This window comes from Wolbachia endosymbiont (group A) of Bombylius major (assembly GCF_947251895.1).
Lineage (GTDB): Bacteria > Pseudomonadota > Alphaproteobacteria > Rickettsiales > Anaplasmataceae > Wolbachia > Wolbachia pipientis.
The window spans coordinates 1,476,267-1,492,160 of the sequence record NZ_OX366395.1 but is presented as its reverse complement, the minus strand read 5'-3'; the positions used below and the strand labels follow the sequence as shown (position 1 = coordinate 1,492,160).

At 34.5% G+C, this 15,894-nt stretch carries 13 protein-coding genes, 1 tRNA gene and 3 pseudogenes; 5 read left to right on the top strand and 12 right to left on the bottom strand.

Translation table 11 applies throughout. The features are described 5' to 3' along the window. Positions 1–4 precede the first annotated feature (4 nt). Positions 5–679 (bottom strand): thiaminase II/PqqC family protein, encoded by a 675-nt coding sequence (locus OPR49_RS07125; protein ID WP_265027035.1) that lies wholly within the window; start codon positions 677–679, stop codon positions 5–7. Positions 680–807: 128 nt separating this feature from the next. Then, positions 808–1,401 (bottom strand): annotated as a pseudogene (locus OPR49_RS07120) (methionine adenosyltransferase domain-containing protein); the annotation flags it as partial. A 70-nt stretch (positions 1,402–1,471) separates the two neighbouring features. Here OPR49_RS07120 and OPR49_RS07115 point away from each other — a divergent pair. Beyond that, a pseudogene (locus OPR49_RS07115) lies at positions 1,472–1,687 on the top strand (helix-turn-helix domain-containing protein); the annotation flags it as partial. Positions 1,688–1,721: 34 nt separating this feature from the next. Here the strand turns inward: OPR49_RS07115 and OPR49_RS07110 are convergent. From OPR49_RS07110 to OPR49_RS07095, 4 genes are all read right to left on the bottom strand, one after another. Further along, complete coding sequence (locus OPR49_RS07110; protein WP_265027486.1) at positions 1,722–2,810, bottom strand: IS481 family transposase; 1,089 nt, start codon at positions 2,808–2,810, stop codon at positions 1,722–1,724. Between the two features lie 126 nt (positions 2,811–2,936). Further along, positions 2,937–4,109, bottom strand: a complete 1,173-nt coding sequence (locus OPR49_RS07105; RefSeq protein WP_265027034.1) for a porin — start codon at positions 4,107–4,109, stop codon at positions 2,937–2,939. Positions 4,110–4,171: 62 nt separating this feature from the next. Continuing rightward, the gene (locus OPR49_RS07100) at positions 4,172–4,987 is read right to left on the bottom strand and encodes a hypothetical protein (RefSeq protein ID WP_265027033.1); all 816 of its coding nucleotides are present in this window, start codon (positions 4,985–4,987) and stop codon (positions 4,172–4,174) included. Positions 4,988–5,225: 238 nt separating this feature from the next. Then, positions 5,226–6,413: a hypothetical protein gene (locus OPR49_RS07095; protein WP_265027032.1), complete on the bottom strand. Its 1,188-nt coding sequence runs from the start codon at positions 6,411–6,413 to the stop codon at positions 5,226–5,228. Between the two features lie 274 nt (positions 6,414–6,687). On the opposite strand from OPR49_RS07095, the gene OPR49_RS07090 reads away from it, so the two are divergent. Further along, positions 6,688–7,473, top strand: a complete 786-nt coding sequence (locus OPR49_RS07090; RefSeq protein WP_265027031.1) for an enoyl-ACP reductase FabI — start codon at positions 6,688–6,690, stop codon at positions 7,471–7,473. Here OPR49_RS07090 and secD read toward each other — a convergent pair. The 4 genes and pseudogenes from secD to rsmA all read right to left on the bottom strand — a co-directional run bounded on the left by secD (position 7,470) and on the right by rsmA (position 13,043). Continuing rightward, the gene (gene secD / locus OPR49_RS07085) at positions 7,470–8,978 is read right to left on the bottom strand and encodes a protein translocase subunit SecD (RefSeq protein ID WP_265027030.1); all 1,509 of its coding nucleotides are present in this window, start codon (positions 8,976–8,978) and stop codon (positions 7,470–7,472) included. The two genes, OPR49_RS07090 and secD, sit on opposite strands and share 4 nt — an antisense overlap. Positions 8,979–9,142: 164 nt before the next feature. After that, positions 9,143–10,123 (bottom strand): annotated as a pseudogene (locus OPR49_RS07805) (IS3 family transposase). A 63-nt stretch (positions 10,124–10,186) separates the two neighbouring features. Then, positions 10,187–11,680: an IMP dehydrogenase gene (gene guaB, locus OPR49_RS07065; protein WP_265027029.1), complete on the bottom strand. Its 1,494-nt coding sequence runs from the start codon at positions 11,678–11,680 to the stop codon at positions 10,187–10,189. Between the two features lie 550 nt (positions 11,681–12,230). Then, positions 12,231–13,043, bottom strand: coding sequence for a 16S rRNA (adenine(1518)-N(6)/adenine(1519)-N(6))-dimethyltransferase RsmA (gene rsmA / locus OPR49_RS07060; protein WP_265027027.1), 813 nt, complete (start codon positions 13,041–13,043; stop codon positions 12,231–12,233). A 78-nt stretch (positions 13,044–13,121) separates the two neighbouring features. Between rsmA and OPR49_RS07055 the strand changes: the two genes are divergently transcribed. Continuing rightward, a tRNA-Thr gene (locus OPR49_RS07055) sits at positions 13,122–13,194 on the top strand. Between the two features lie 24 nt (positions 13,195–13,218). Then, positions 13,219–13,944: a triosephosphate isomerase gene (locus tag OPR49_RS07050; RefSeq protein WP_265027026.1), complete on the top strand. Its 726-nt coding sequence runs from the start codon at positions 13,219–13,221 to the stop codon at positions 13,942–13,944. 118 nt (positions 13,945–14,062) lie between these two features. Here the strand turns inward: OPR49_RS07050 and OPR49_RS07045 are convergent, their stop codons facing one another. Continuing rightward, positions 14,063–14,185 (bottom strand): hypothetical protein, encoded by a 123-nt coding sequence (locus tag OPR49_RS07045; RefSeq protein ID WP_265027025.1) that lies wholly within the window; start codon positions 14,183–14,185, stop codon positions 14,063–14,065. 110 nt (positions 14,186–14,295) lie between these two features. After that, on the bottom strand, positions 14,296–15,384 hold the full coding sequence (dprA, locus tag OPR49_RS07040; protein ID WP_265027024.1) for a DNA-processing protein DprA: 1,089 nt from the start codon (positions 15,382–15,384) through the stop codon (positions 14,296–14,298). 61 nt (positions 15,385–15,445) lie between these two features. Here dprA and OPR49_RS07035 point away from each other — a divergent pair, with 61 nt between their 5' ends. Continuing rightward, entirely contained in the window at positions 15,446–15,820 is a 375-nt protein-coding gene (locus tag OPR49_RS07035) for a ferredoxin family protein (protein WP_063630600.1), read from the top strand. Positions 15,821–15,894: the final 74 nt, after the last annotated feature.

The window sequence follows — 15,894 nt, the reverse complement described above, 5'->3', positions numbered from 1 at the left end:
GTTTTTATTGAGGTATATTAGAGTAATATGCCTCATCCAAAAACATTATCTCTAGCTCCAGTCCTTTTCTACAAAGCTCATATATCTTTTCCTTTTCACAGTCACTAGCTTTTTTGTATAGCTCACTTGTAATATCACTAACCTCTTCAACCACCGCGTCCATTCCTTTGCTATTACAGATATCAATCCACTTTTTGTATTTGTTATTTTTAATCCCCTTAGTTGTTATCTCATTTACCATATGGCATATAACAATTTGGTATACATTAAAGAGAGAATAAGACAACACTAAGGTCTCAGTAACAGAATTGTGATACGCAGTACTCATGAAAAGGTCAACACAGGCAGAACAAGCTCTTGACTTTTTATGATTATCAGATAGATCACAATCCTCGAAATATTTTTTATATTGTTCTCGAAAATCAAATGCCCCTTTTGTTATATCAATTAACCTACTCATTGTCTCAACATCATTAACTTTAGCTGCAACAAGTAAATGAGCACGAGCGCAATCTACAGAACCTAGAAAATCCTGCTGAAGGTAAAATTTAAATCTTTTATAATCTAAAGTACCATTCATCAATTCAACATAAAAAGGATGTTCTTTCATCTTATCAATAAGATCGGAAAACTCTTTTACAATTACGTTGTACAGTTCTCCTTCTATTTCGTTATACACTTTATGAGCCTCACAATAAAAACTGAATATAAAAAAAATTATCACTAATATGGTATAATTATTATGAAAAAGCAATTATACTTTAACAATAAGCTAGTATATGAATATGGGGCTGTAAATCAAAAATTTTAGCAATCTAAAGAAATTTTACTATTACCTTCTATATTGAATTCTCTACAAAGATCAGCAGACAAGTTCATGTTTTCCCAAGAAAATCCACCATCATTTTCTGACTTTTTACCAAAATGTCCATAACAGGCTGTACGTTTATATATAGGATGATTAAGCGATAAATGCTTGATTATGCCTTTTGTTGATAAATCTATATTATTCTCAATAAACTTTTTAATTACTCTTTCCTCTATCGTATTCGTACCAAATGTATCAATATAGAATGAAGTAGGTTTTGATATACCAATTGCATAAGAAAGCTGCACCAGACAACGTTCAGCCAACCCTGCAAAGACAATATTTTTAGCAAGGTATCTTGCCATATAAGCTGCAGATCTATCAACTTTGGTTGCATCTTTTCCGGAAAATGCTCCTCCACCGTGTGGAATATAACCTCCATAAGTATCAACCATAATTTTTCGTCCGGTTAATCCACAATCACCAACTGGCCCACCAATAACAAATCTACCAGCTGGATTGACTAAGAGATTTTCCTCAGGACACATCCATCCTTCAGGTAAAGATGAAACTATGTAAGGGTAAATTATTTGTATTAAACAGGACTTGATATGACACTTTAAAAAAGTAAGTTAAGAATAATAAAAATAAGGAGTGTTAGAAATGAGTACAATACAAACAAAAATACTAAAACCAAAACTAGGATTACTAGAGCTAGCAAAACAATTAGGAAATGTGTCTCAAGCGTGCAAAGTGATGGGATACTCAAGAGATACATTTTATCGATTCAAGGAGTTATATGAAAATGGGGGAGAAGAAGCATTACATGAAATAAGTAAGAAAAAACCGCTATTAGCAAACAGTGTAAAAGACAAGATTTAATCTGACAGAGAAGAATTAACTGACAGAAGAATTAACTGACAGAAGAATTGACGTAGTCAAAACTAATATCAGGCTGTTGTTTAATGCTACTAATATTTTTCTGAAAAGCAATATGTTTACTGTCAAAAAACGTTTGCATAGGTGTTTTGCCATAGCAGTATTTGCCTGAGTGAGGCCTTGTCTCATTGTAAGAACGCAACCAATGATCAACATCGATCTGTAGATCCTCCAAAGAATAGTAGATTTTCTTTCTAAAGATAATATTGTAACACTCATCTTGCATAGTTCTATGGAATCTTTCACATATGCCATTAGTTTGTGGAGAGTTGGCTTTGGTTCTAGAATGATCGATATTTTCGATTCCTAAATATAGCTGATAAGCGTGATTTTCGGGCTTGCCACAATACTCCGTACCCCTATCAGTTAGAATGCGTAATAATGGAATTCTCTGCTCATCAAAAAATGGGATAACTCTATCGTTAAGAAGATCTGCAGCTGTAATGGCTGTTCTGTCCGTGTAAAGTTTAACCATTGCAACTCTGGAATAAGTATCAACAAAAGTTTGCTGATAAATGCGCCCTATGCCTTTGATATTGCCCACATAATAGGTATCTTGAGAACCCAAATAACCTGGATGTTGCGTCTCAATTTCACCATGAGCTTCCCTTTGTTCTTTCACTTTTTCTAAAGCTGCAAGTTGTTCTTCAGTTAAAATGATTCCGTCTTGAGCTACTTTTGCCTCCAGTGCTTTAAGTCTCTTTTTCAAAGTTTCAAGGTCATTTCTTAGCCATACAGATCTTACTCCTCCTTGGGAAATTATTATACCTCTTTTTCTCAGCTCATTTGCAGCTCTTTCTTGTCCATATGCAGGAAATTCTGTAGCTATGCCAATTATTGCTCTTTCTATATCTTCCGAAACTCTGTTTGCTAATAGCGGTTTTTTCTTACTTATTTCATGTAATGCTTCTTCTCCCCCATTTTCATATAACTCCTTGAATCGATAAAATGTATCTCTTGAGTATCCCATCACTTTGCACGCTTGAGACACATTTCCTAATTGTTTTGCTAGCTCTAGTAATCCTAGTTTTGGTTTTAGTATTTTTGTTTGTATTGTACTCATTTCTAACACTCCTTATTTTTATTATTCTTAACTTACTTTTTTAAAGTGTCATATCAAGTCCTGTTTAATACAAATCTGTGAACGGTTACCTTGGATGACAGAAAAGAGTGTTGGAAGGAGGCAATATTAAAAACTTAATTTCAGTCCAGCCAAGAACACATAACCAGAGTTGTTATTTTCTATTTTAGGCTCTTTTGTACTAAACTTTACAATATCGAAATAGTATGAAGTACCTAAAAAAAGAGAATTTTCAAGACTTAAAGCATATGATGTTAACTCGTTTGTACCTTCGCCTGCAATATCCCTACCACTACTAAAATATGTTAAGCTTGATTTGTAAGAATCAGAACGGTAAGCGATACCTGCATTCATATAATACGTATTATTTGTTTCAGGATTACGCTTCTCACCAGATTTACCACCATTACCATACGAAAAAATGCAATCAAGATCGAACAATTTTAGCTTCAAACCAAAATTCCAGTGTAGTAATTGATTGCGGCATTCATAATTTTTAGAAGTCCCATCTGAGCAATCAGTTAAATTTTCTCTTGCAAATTCACCAGTTAAGGCAGTAGTAAAACCTATATCATCTGACAAGCTGTTTTTATAGGAAAGGCCAGCAGCAATTAGATTGCTATATTGTAAGTTATTTTTTCCTGGGACGTAACTGAACCCGAGTTGAAAGTTATAGATTTTAGGGGAGATGTAGTTAATTGATGATTGTTTTAACCCTAGTTCGAGTCCATTATACTCACTGTAAATGTTGGGTTTTACCCAAAATACCTTGTCTTTATCATATCCAGGGTCACCATCTTTTTTAGGATCACCGCGCAAATTTGCATAGTTTGCCCAGCAACCATTTACTCCTCCAGCAGCTGCATAAATTTTTGAAGTGTTAATTAACATGCTCTGACCAACTAAACTTCTTTTACCATATTCAATTGATCCAAGTTCCTGGTTTTTTATGATAAAATACCATTCCTCCATGTCTAACTTTTCTATGTCTAACGCTTTTAGGTTTGCAATACCAGAAACCCCTGCCTTAACATTAACCCCCATTTGAGTATTTGGATAAACTTGCTGTAAATAAAGAAAGCGCAAGTATGAATCACTTGAAGTTTTATCCTTAGGCTTAGCATTGAAAGAATCTCTGTTGAAGGCGTAGCCGAATCTCAAATCTATTTTTCCGTCTAGTTCTGCATAAAATATTTCCTTATCCAAAATTGTTTTAGAGCTAGCACTATTCTGCAAAAACAATGATGAAAGCAGTGCTACCAGGTAGTACTTTAACTTCATAAATAAACTTAAATCTTTATAAAAACTTAAGTTTAAACTCAATATAAATAAAAAACAACTTTTCAGAAGGTACCGCTGGTAGATTTTGCTGCCTGTTTTTGAGCTATATTCCCATAAATTATTGATACACTTGGTAATTTTTGCATTAATAACTGCTTATTAATGGCAGAATGTATACGATTAATTATTTTAGATGTACTTTTTACATCGCAGTTAATCAAAACAAAAAGCACTTTATTCTCATCAATATACCCTAGAAAATCATCACTACGGCAATTTTTATAAAAATGTTCTATGATAACTTTCAGTGCATTATTTGTCTCACTACAGCTACTATTTAAGCCAATCACTCCTATAGCTGCATTAATTTGATGTTGAAAGGCAAAATTTAATATAACGTATAACTCTAGAATAGTGGACTCATTGCCCGGTATATCGAATAAGTCATGGTTTTTATATTTTTTACCCATTAGATATTTATCTCTAAAGATTCCTAGTTTATGGGACAAACTGATATCACGTATTAATAGCTCATAATTTATTTTATTACTGGCAAATTGTGCAGTGCGGAAAACTTTTACTTTTGTCCTGATATCTTCTCCTTTAGCATCAGTTAAGGAAAAATCTATCACTTTAGGTAATATATCAAGTAAATCGTGCCCATTTTCGGTATACTCTAAATAATTCTTCATGTCGTCAGCTGCTCTTGCACTTAAAATATTGATTAACGGCTTATTAAGTAAATTCCCTTCCTCGTATTTTAACAAATTCCTTGCGGCTTGATTGAGCCCTAAAATTAACACGTTTTTTTTCTTATTATCCTGACAAACAGATACCACAGCATCATCTTTTCTTCTTGCAGTTATGAAATCATCCATACTTTCATTCTATACAGCGTATTTATAAGTATAATAAGATTATATTAAGATTTACTTACTTATTAATATGCTTAATTGGGTATAGACAAAATGTCATATGGGATGGCTTTGTTAGCTGCTTTAGGTGGTAATAAATGGATAGTCAAGCAAAATTACATTTGTAACTTTACTTGACTTGTCCGTTTTTTTTATGTCTTTATTACAATCATAACCTCTAGCTCTGAGTTATACCCCTTTATTACATTGTATTAGATGGAAGTAGAACAGGACCCAATTTTGCGTTTTGTTGTTCTGAAAGACTCCCTAAAAGATCTGTACCAGGTTTTAGCTGCTCAGCAAAATCAAGATTACTGCTTGGTCCTGAATCTTCCAATTGCACGATAGTGCGGCAAGCTTCTTCGTATGATGGTGGTTGTTCTTCTGAAAGATCTGGGTACAACCCTAACTGCTTAGGTTCATCGTATGGTGGTGCCGAAGGTTTTTTACCATAATCGCCTACTTTTGTTTCTTCTTGTTCTAATTTCTTCACATCTTCAGTATTAGTTGCTTTATCTACATATTTTGGTCCTTCTATAAAGTCTTGCATTTCTTTTGCAAAACTTTGCTCATAGTGCCTCTTTATTAAGTAAGCTACACCTGCTATTATAAGTGCTAACGTTGCAACAACCAAAAATGGAGTTGCTGTATACATAAGAGCCTCTAAAAAACCTATACCACCCCTTCTAAAATCACAAATGTGGATTGCTATAAGTGGAGCAAAAAACAACATACAAAGTGTGGCAATACCAGAAGTACAAAGTGCAGGCACTCCTATTTCCTCACAATGTTCTTTTTCTTTTCTTTTGTTATTAAGGCTTTGATATATTTCATGAATGTTAGTGTTGTTAGTATAGTCTTCTAGTTCTTTTGAAATCTCAGCCTTTAATTTTGCAACCTCATTTTCTAGTATAGAATAGTGTTTTTGCTTCAATTGATCATCCAATACTGATTTACCGCCACTAAGAACATTTAAAATGTCTTGTTTGCATACCTCAATTTTTTTAGAAATTTTAGAATTGTTTTGTAGCTCCGCTTCTTGTATATCTTGATCCATTTTGGCCTGTAATTTTTTACTGATCTCATCAAAATCTTTAGATAAATTCCTGTGAACAAGGTATTTTAATATAACAGGTAAAGCTAGCGCATTTTCTTTATAAAGTGAAGACAAAAGCTCTAAAGCGAAAGAATTAGGTATTGCTTCTCTTGGTAGAGTTAAAGTTAAAATTTTATTGCCAAAGTAATAATGTTTCATAACTAACTCTACCAAAGAATCTTTGAATCCTTTTCGATCATCTATATTAAATGTATTGCCAACAAAGAATTCTTCTAATGCTTTAAAAGGACAACAGTTTTTCTCTAATTTTACTTTTATAATACTGCTTAACATCGTAACCTCACTAATTATTTTATGCACGCAGTTTAACACTATTTTAATTACTTGTTAAAATATTATAGTTATTAACTATAATATTTAATTAATAAAGCTTTATTTCTTTTAATAAGGAGCAATCTAAGATAGACGGCTGTTAGAAACTCTCATTGCTGCCTTTTTGTTAACAGTGGTATTAGACTTCAAGTTACTGCAAAAAATGTTTTAAAACATAGTGATATCTTGACTTTGCTTAGTTAATACTCCAAATTATAAAAAAACAGATAGTCCTATGACGACAAGTCTATTACAAGGCAAAAAGGGGTTAATAACTGGAATAATAAATAAGAGATCAATAGCATGCGGTATAGCAAAAACTCTCTCAGAGCACGGGGCAGAACTTGCAATCACCTACCAGAATGAAATAGTAAAAGAAAAATTATTACCGATAGCAGATGAATTAAATGTGGAGCTAATATTACACTGTGATGTTTCAAATGAAGAAATCATAGATAACGCTTTTGAAATAATAGAGAAAAAATGGGGTACTCTTGACTTTTTGGTGCATGCAATAGCATTCTCCGATAAAAATGAGTTAAATGGTAAATATGTCGATACTTCACTGAATAACTTCCTCAATGCAATGCATATATCGTGCTATTCTTTTACTGCTTTAGCGCAAAGGGCTGAAAAAATGATGTCAAATGGTGGTAGTTTACTTACTTTATCTTATTATGGCGCTGAAAAAGTTATGCCAAATTATAACGTTATGGGTTTATGTAAAGCGGCACTTGAAGCAAGTGTAAAATATATAGCATGTGATCTTGGACCACAAAATATCAGAGTAAATGCAATTTCCGCTGGTCCAATCAGAACTTTAGCATCTTCTGGAATAAGCGATTTTCACTCCATATCAGAATGGAATAGAAATAATTCTCCGCTCAGACGCAATGTTACAATAGAGGATGTTGGCAAGGCAGCGTTATACTTATTAAGCGACTTAAGTAGTGGCACTACTGGAGAAATTTTGCACGTTGATTCAGGATATAACGTTGTGGGAATGAAGGTGGTTGACTAACAAAGTGCTAGTTTCTTCGGGTTCATACACAACTCTATCAGGAGTTTTGTGACTGTGATTGCAGAAAACATAGAACATAAAATTCCTATTGATAAAGTGACAGAAAAGCCTCTAATTGCTCCGCTGCCAATAATGAACATTATTCCTGCAGCAATTAATGTAGTGATATTTGAATCCAGTATTGTCTTTATAGCGTTTTTAAACCCTTCTTCAATAGCACGTTCCACTCTCTTGCCAGATTTTATTTCCTCACGAATTCGCTCAAATATTAAAACATTTGCATCCACCGCCATACCGACAGTGAGTGCAATACCGGCAATTCCAGGTAAAGTTAGAGTTGCTTCAAGCAGAGTGAGAATTGATAATATAAGAATTACATTAGAAAAAAGCGCAACAGAGGCCAATACACCTAATTTGCCGTAAGTGATGATTATAAATAAAGCCACGGCTACAATAGAGATTGTTGCTGCCATTTCCCCTGCCTTTATTGATTCTTCTCCAAGGCTTGGGCCAATGTTTTTTTCTTCAATTATTTTAAGTGGTGCTGGCAGTGCTCCAGATTTTAAAAGTATTGCAAGTTCGCTTGCTTGTTTTTCAGTGAAATTACCGCTAATTTCTCCCTCTCCATTTAAAATTGGCTCACGTATTGTAGGTACTGTTAAGACTGTGTTATCCAGAACAATTGCAAAAGGCTTTCCTACATTTTCTTTAGTGATTTTCGCGAATCTTTTACTCGCTATGCTGTCAAATTTAAAATGCACTGTCGGTTTACCTAAATTGCCGAATCTAACTGATGCGTTAACCAGCGAATCGCCACCTATTTCAGTTTTGCGGAATATTGGATAAGAATTACCTAAAGAATCCTTGAGCATGACAGTAGTTTCGTGATCTATATCCTGCACCTTGGCTATGTTAGTGTTTGCCAAATGAAAAGCTAGCTTAGCAGTTTTGCCAAGCAAAGATTTTATCTGCTTGGTGTCTTCTACTCCAGGCACCTGCACTAATATTTTATTCTGTCCTTGTTTTTGAACGCTGACTTCCTTTGTGCCAAGTTTGTCCAAACGGCGCTGGACATTGTTTATTGATTCTGCAACTACTTCACTGATCAAAGAATTTTTATAATGGGGTTTATATGAAATGAGAATTGAAGAATCTCTTCTATTTAGCTCTAAATTTGGATTTATCGCATTAATCAACACAGATGCTTTTTTATAATCATCAATATTATTTAAAGTTACAACGTTATTTTGTACGTTAGATTCAATATTTTTTGTTAGCAATGTCTCTTTTATCTCACCTGCTAGCATGCCTAGCTTTTCCTTAAAATAGAAGTCTAAGTCTATGTTTAAAAGCAAAGATGCCCCTCCTTTCAGGTCAAGGCCTAAGTTTATTCTTTTTTTCGAAATAAAAAGCTTATTATCAAAGAAATTTGGCAGTGTTATGTATAAAGCAAATAAACAGATGCATAATACTGAAAAAGATTTGACTATAAGCCTGTTGTACATAAGTTGTAGGTTTAAAATTGTAATAATTGATTGTAAGTTAAAAATAGATTTTTGTAAAATTCTCTATTTGACCTTACCCAGAAAAAGTAGAGAGAAAGTTAAGACGTTTTTATCATGAGAATAAATTGTGCAGGAATGCAATAGTTAATAGTAGAATGTCTACGTTATTTGTTATAAAAGATTTCTATGTATTCAAATATGGCAGTTCTGGTTTGTTGAGCGAGAAGTATCAATAAGCAGCTCCCTTTTAAGTGAACTTTTCTGCAACAGAGTTATCGTAACAACAGCCCTTATGGCTCATGCTGGAAATGATGTTTTTTGTATTCAATAGAAATTGGTAATTTTGAGAGGTATACTGTGACCCTTGATCGCTATGTAACAGCAGATTTTTATCGGGTTTGCGTTTATCAACGGCCATCAATAAAGAATCTATAACTAATTATCATGTTACTCATTAACCACCATGCGTGAATATAGGTCAATTATTGCCGCCAACAACCTTCTTTAGTTTTTATGTAGGTAATCCCAAACTTTATTTGGCTGATCAGTAGTAAAATTTTGATCCAATGTGTTCGGAGCCACAACTCGGTTGCTTATTTGCTGTTTTTTATTTTTGAACCTTCGTCTAAGCTTGGCTTTAATGCCATTTTCTTGCATAACACTTTGTACTGTTTTAATTTTTGCCTAAAGCTTTTAATTCAGCGTGAATTTTAGGGGCTCCATATCTGCATTTAGAAGCTTGATGTATTTTTTGAATATCTGCTAGAAGCCCTTCTTTTGCTAATTCTTTACTGCTTTTTTCCTTAGCAACCCATACCACCAGTACAAAACCCTACATAGTTCCTGTGTTTTATAGCAATTTCTATATAAAAGAATACTTTACTCTTTTTCTTTGCCCAGGGCTTTTTTTAAGATGTCTCTTTCTCTTATTAGCTCTTTTTTTAGATCAAATCTTTCTTTGTCATAAGGAGCCTTTGCCTGGAAATGCGTATGCTCCAGACATTTTTCCATCATATTTTCTTACTTAACATACTGCCATCTATACCTAGATCTTTTGCTATTTTTGTACTTGCTTGACCTGTTTCTTTAACCAGCTTAACAGCTTCTAATTTGAATTCTGCTGTATATTCTCTTCTATTTGTCATATTTTGAAAAAACGTTTTATTTTACTCCAAAAACGTCTTAACTTTCTCTCTACTTTTTCTGGACTAATCTGAATCGGTTGACAAATTGGACGTTTGATAAGCATAATTTGGAGCTTCTTGTGTAATGACTATATCATGAGCGTGACTCTCTCTTAATCCTGATGCAGTAATAGTAACAAATTTGCAGTTTTTCTTCATTTCTTCTATATTCCTGTTACCAGTATAACCCATTGCAGCTTGCAATCCGCCAATCAATTGATGGATTACTCCTGAAGCTGGACCTTTGAATGGAACTCTTCCTTCCACTCCTTGTGGAACTAATTTGAGTTTTGAATCTTTATCTTGAAAATAACGGCTAGCTGAACCTCGTTTCATTGCACTAATAGATCCCATTCCTCGATAGCCTTTATATGCTCTGCCCTTATACATGATAATCTCACCTGGACTTTCGTCAGTGCCAGCAAAAATCGAACCAATCATCACAGAGTCAGCACCAGCTGCAATAGCTTTTGCAACATCTCCTGAGTATTTTACCCCACCATCAGCAATTAGTCTTACGTTTCTTGCTCTACACGTCTCTGCAACATTCTTGATTGCAGAGAATTGTGGCACACCAACGCCTGTAACTATTCTGGTTGTACAGATTGATCCTGGTCCTATTCCAACCTTTACTGCATCAACACCCGCATCAATCAACACTTCAGCAGCCTCCTTTGTTGCAATGTTTCCACCAATTAATTGCGTATTAGGATACATCTTTTTTATTTCCCTAATGGTATTGATAACGTTTTCGGAATGACCGTGAGCAGTATCCACAACAACTACATCAACTTCTTCTCCGATCAAAGCTTCACATCTTTCTATACCATCTTTTTTACCAGTGCCAATTGCAGCGGCAACTCTGAGCCGTCCTTTACTGTCTTTACATGAATTTGGGTATCTATTGTATTTTTCAATGTCTTTAACCGTAATTAAACCTATACAACAAGAATTTTCATCTACGACCAAAAGCTTTTCTATTCTATTTTCATGCAACAATTTCATTGCTGAGGCACTATTCACTCCCTGCTCCCGCACTGTCACTAACTTATCTTTTGTCATCACTTCGGAAACTTTTACATTCATGTTCTGGTCTTCAATAAACCTCACATCTCGGTTAGTTAAAATTCCAACTAACTTGCGTTGATCGACTACAGGAATGCCAGAATAATTGTGCTCTCTCATTAATGAAATTGCTTCCGCAACTGTTTTATCCGGTGAAATCGTAATTGGGTTATACACGATCCAACTTTCATATTTTTTCACCCTTCTCACTTCTAAAACTTGTTCATCTATTGATAAATTCTTATGTATGCAACCTATCCCTCCATGTTGGGCAATAGCTATTGCAAAGCCCGATTCAGTAACAGTATCCATTGCAGAGGATATGAGAGGGATATTTAGTTCTATACTATTTGTTAAATAAGTTTTTGTATCTGCATCGCAAGGTAATATATCAGAATAGGCTGGCAAAAGAAGTATATCGTCAAACGAATAACAAGCTTCCATTTTTTTCATAGGCTTTATTTAAAGCTTATACGCCAATTAATTAAATTGCAATAGGCAAAATTAGCTAGGAGCCTTTAATTGTATAGCTCTAACTGTTTTTAGGAGATAGAAAAGCTATATGGTTGCTAATACATTTTATTGCAGAATAAGCATTCTATAGCTAACCCAAGAAAGGTTTCCCTACGTCATACCACGATTCATTTGCGGTATCTCTAGATCCCGCTAACAAGCAGCGGGATGACGGTTCTTCAAATCGTTAAGGTGTCATCCAAGCCTCCTATGATGTCATTCCAGTGTCCCTATGATGTCATCCCAGTGCCCAGACACTGGGATCCAGGAATTTTATTAAGTATAAAAGTAGCCGTTTTATGTTAAAATACAACGTTTTAATGATTATGAAAAAGCTGGATTCCAGACTGGAATGACATCGTTTACTATGTGCCATATTGCAATGTTCGTACAGTAAGCCATAGGATGACAGAAGCGGAGCTATAGAAGCCGGTGTGGCTCTGTCGTATAGCTCTAACTGTTTTTAGGGGATAGAAAGGCTATATGGTTGCTAATATATTTTATTGCAAAATAAGCATTCTACATTATTTGCCAGCAAACAAAACTGCTCAATGGTTAAGTCTTCTGGACGCTGGTTTCCACTCAATTTAGCGTTTTCAAGGACAGTTTCAGCGTGGTTCGTTATATTTTGCAAGCTATTTCTCAGCATCTTTCTTCTTTGAGAAAAAACAGCACGTGTTAATCTTGTTAAGGTTTCCAAATTTACTGCAAATTTTGGGATAGGCAAAGGATTTACTGTAATTACTGAAGAATGTATTTTTGGTCTTGGAAAAAACTCTTTAGGTTCAATATCAAATTCCTTTTTTATATCACATAGTAACTGGCTTAGCACTGATAAGGAACCATAATCTTTAGAATTGGGTCTTGCCGTAATGCGATCTGCTACCTCTTTTTGAAACATTAATGTCAAACTCGTAAAAAATTTTATATTATTTAACCACTTTAAAAATAACACTACCGAGATATTGTAAGGCAAGTTAGCAATAACTTTAACTGGGCGCTCTATCAGCTCTTCTTCTGTAACATGCAGTGCATCCGCTTCTATAATTCTATACTTTCCTTGATGCTCATTTAGCAGTTGGTCATGGTGTTTTACTAAATCTCTATCTTTTTCTATAGAAAGTAGAGACTTTGGATTATGCACCAATATTTCTCTTGTTAATGCACCATATCCAGGACCAATTTCAATGACATTAAAATTTTCCAGACTACCAGCTAAAACGACTATTCTTTTTGTTATCTCACTCGATAAAATAAAATTTTGCCCTAGACTCTTTTTTGGCTTCAGTAAAAATTTTCTCATATTATTTTCATTATACAGTATTTTAAAAATTAGTTGACTAAAATTCATTGATAATTGTATATTATTAATGTGTTTAACGCCGGCTTAGCTCAATTGGTAGAGCAACTGACTTGTAATCAGTAGGTTGTCAGTTCAAGTCCGACAGCCGGCACTCTCACTCATATAAGTAAAGTTGATGTCCTTTTTAATAGTAGCAAATTGGAAAATGAATGGAATGCGTTCTTCATTTGTTGACTTTATAGGCAAACTTAACGACAAGAGCAACGAAATTACCTCTAAATTAGTAATTTGCCCTCCTTTTACGTCATTTCCAAGCAGTATAGAGTTGAACAATAATATTAATATAGGAGCACAGAATTGCCATCATAAAAAGTTCGGTTCTTACACAGGTGAAATTAGCGCAGAAATGTTAAAAGAACTAGGGTGTACTTACGTAATACTTGGGCATTCTGAAAGGGCCAATGAAAAAGATAGTGAAATAAAACTTAAGTCGGAAATAGCAATAGAATCAGGCTTACACCCAATTATCTGTGTAGGTGAAAATTCAGAAGATTATAAGAATGAAAAAACAAAAGAAGTAATAGAATATCAATGCAAAAACCGCTTGCCAACACACGGTGAATATACCGTAGCATATGAGCCAATATGGGCAATAGGCACAGGTCATGTGCCAAATAATGATGCAATTGCTGAGGTGATAGAGGTAATAAAATTGTGTACTAGTAAAAAACACATTATATATGGTGGTTCAGTCAGTTCAGAAAATATAGAAAATTTGTTAAATATTTCAAATTTATCAGGAGTTTTAATTGGCAGTGCAAGCTTAGATTTCGATCACTTTTATAAAATCATACAACAGGTTGAAAAAAAGTTTTCTCTTATCAATTCTAAAAGTAGATAAGAGGGAATTACTCACTATAGAAATAGGGCTATCACGGGCGTCTCAGTAGATTCCGCTAACGCGTACTCCCTAGTCATACCGTCACGGTATCCGCTAACACGTAGCGAGATGAAGGTTGTCAAGGTAACACTGGTTTCCATACAAAAGTGGTGTCATCTAAGTAGCTGATACTGATTTCTATCCAAGACGGTGTCATCCCAGTGCCCAGACACTGGGATCCAGAAGACTTAATTTCAACCAAGTAGCTGCATAATAAAGGCTGGATTCCAGCGTCACGCGCTGGAATGACATCTTTCTTGGTGAACTCAAATCATAATGTTCGTACGGTTGTGGGCTTATAGCTAAAGTAATCTAGAAAATTAACGATATTTTATTCCCCGGTGAACGCTCTATTTTGTTTTCCAACTCTAGTTCTAAAAGAGCCATTAGAGCTATGTTGGTAGAAAGTCCGCTTGCTAGTATAAGTTCATCTATGTCAACAGGTACAGAGTTAATATGATCAACTATAACAGATTTTGCCTGTTGTAATTTTTCTTGTTTTTGGTTAACAAAATGGTGCTCAACATCAAATAGGTTTTTTTGCTGCGGAGGTAAACTAAACCTAATACTCTCTATTATGTCATCAGCGGATTCGATAAGCTTAGCACCGTTTTTAATTAAATAATTACTACCACTACAGCGTGAATCTAAAGGGAAACCAGAAACTGCAAACACCTCTCTCCCTTGATTTAAAGCAAAATCTGCTGTTATTAGAGAGCCAGAACGTTTCGATGCTTCAATCACTGCAACACCCAGCGATAGACCAGATATAATTCGATTCCTCTGAGGAAAATATTGAGGCTTTGGTTTAGTAGCAAATGGAAGCTCAGTAATTACTAAACCACCGTTCCCAGTGATTTTTTTGTATAGATCAAAATTCTCTTTTGGATACACCACATCAATTCCGCTTGCTGTAACAGCAATAGTGGGATGATTTTTGTATATTACACTGTTTGCTGCAGTATCGATTCCTTTTGCAAGTCCAGAAACAATAACAAAACCAGCTTCGCTTAAATCAAGTGCCAACTTATTGGCAAAATTTCTTCCATTCATTGAAGAGTTACGCCCACCGATTATTGCAATTATCTCACGGCTTAATAATGATATATCACCAAGCGCAGTTATTACAGGAGGACAACTAGAGATATTTCTTAAAAGATCAGGGTAATTTGGGTCACATGCGGGTATAATTTTAGCTCCAATTCTTTCTGCATTATTGATTTCTTCTCGTGCATCTTGAATGCCATACACCTTATTATTAGCCACCCTATTGAGATATTTCAACACCTCATCTAGCGATCCATGTGTTCTTAGTATACTAAAAAACTTTATTGGTCCTATAGTTCTAGCCAAGCTTAACCATACTTCTAATTCTTTGTTGTTCAATTTATTTATCTTCATAAAAGGCTTGAATTTCTTATCAATTTAGTGTACCCAAGATAATGCAAATATACAGTGTTTTATGACGCATTTTGTTACAGATAAATGCATAAAATGTAAATATACGGACTGTGTGGAAGTATGTCCCGTTGACTGCTTCTATGAAGGTAAAAACATGCTCGTGATTAACCCAGATGAATGTATTGATTGCGGAGTGTGCATACCTGAGTGTCCGGTGGATGCAATTGTAACTGATGATTCCATAAAAGATATTTTAGAACTAGATGAAGAGTTGCTGAGCAGCGAACAAAAAACTTTCAAGTCATTTTACAACATAAACGTAGAATACTCACAAAAATGGCCAAATATCACAGCTAAAAAACAACCTCTCTATACTGCAGAAGAGTATAAGGAAAAAAAGGATAAAACAACTTATTTTGATGAAAATTTAGAATAATGCTACTGAAGGAAAAGAAACTTTTTGTATTTCAGGGTTGTTGTTTTTGGTTGCTGAAAATAGTTGCGTTATCT

Bases quoted from the DNA above. Each gene is read 5' to 3' on its own strand.
- OPR49_RS07100 (WP_265027033.1), bottom strand. From the start codon at position 4,987: ATGGATGATTTCATAACTGCAAGAAGAAAAGATGATGCTGTGGTATCT.
- OPR49_RS07105 (WP_265027034.1), bottom strand. From the start codon at position 4,109: ATGAAGTTAAAGTACTACCTGGTAGCACTGCTTTCATCATTGTTTTTG.
- secD (WP_265027030.1), bottom strand. From the start codon at position 8,978: ATGTACAACAGGCTTATAGTCAAATCTTTTTCAGTATTATGCATCTGT.
- guaB (WP_265027029.1), bottom strand. From the start codon at position 11,680: ATGAAAAAAATGGAAGCTTGTTATTCGTTTGACGATATACTTCTTTTG.
- dprA (WP_265027024.1), bottom strand. From the start codon at position 15,384: ATGAAGATAAATAAATTGAACAACAAAGAATTAGAAGTATGGTTAAGC.
- rsmA (WP_265027027.1), bottom strand. From the start codon at position 13,043: ATGAGAAAATTTTTACTGAAGCCAAAAAAGAGTCTAGGGCAAAATTTT.
- OPR49_RS07050 (WP_265027026.1), top strand. From the start codon at position 13,219: ATGTCCTTTTTAATAGTAGCAAATTGGAAAATGAATGGAATGCGTTCT.
- OPR49_RS07035 (WP_063630600.1), top strand. From the start codon at position 15,446: ATGACGCATTTTGTTACAGATAAATGCATAAAATGTAAATATACGGAC.
- OPR49_RS07095 (WP_265027032.1), bottom strand. From the start codon at position 6,413: ATGTTAAGCAGTATTATAAAAGTAAAATTAGAGAAAAACTGTTGTCCT.
- OPR49_RS07090 (WP_265027031.1), top strand. From the start codon at position 6,688: ATGACGACAAGTCTATTACAAGGCAAAAAGGGGTTAATAACTGGAATA.
- OPR49_RS07110 (WP_265027486.1), bottom strand. From the start codon at position 2,810: ATGAGTACAATACAAACAAAAATACTAAAACCAAAACTAGGATTACTA.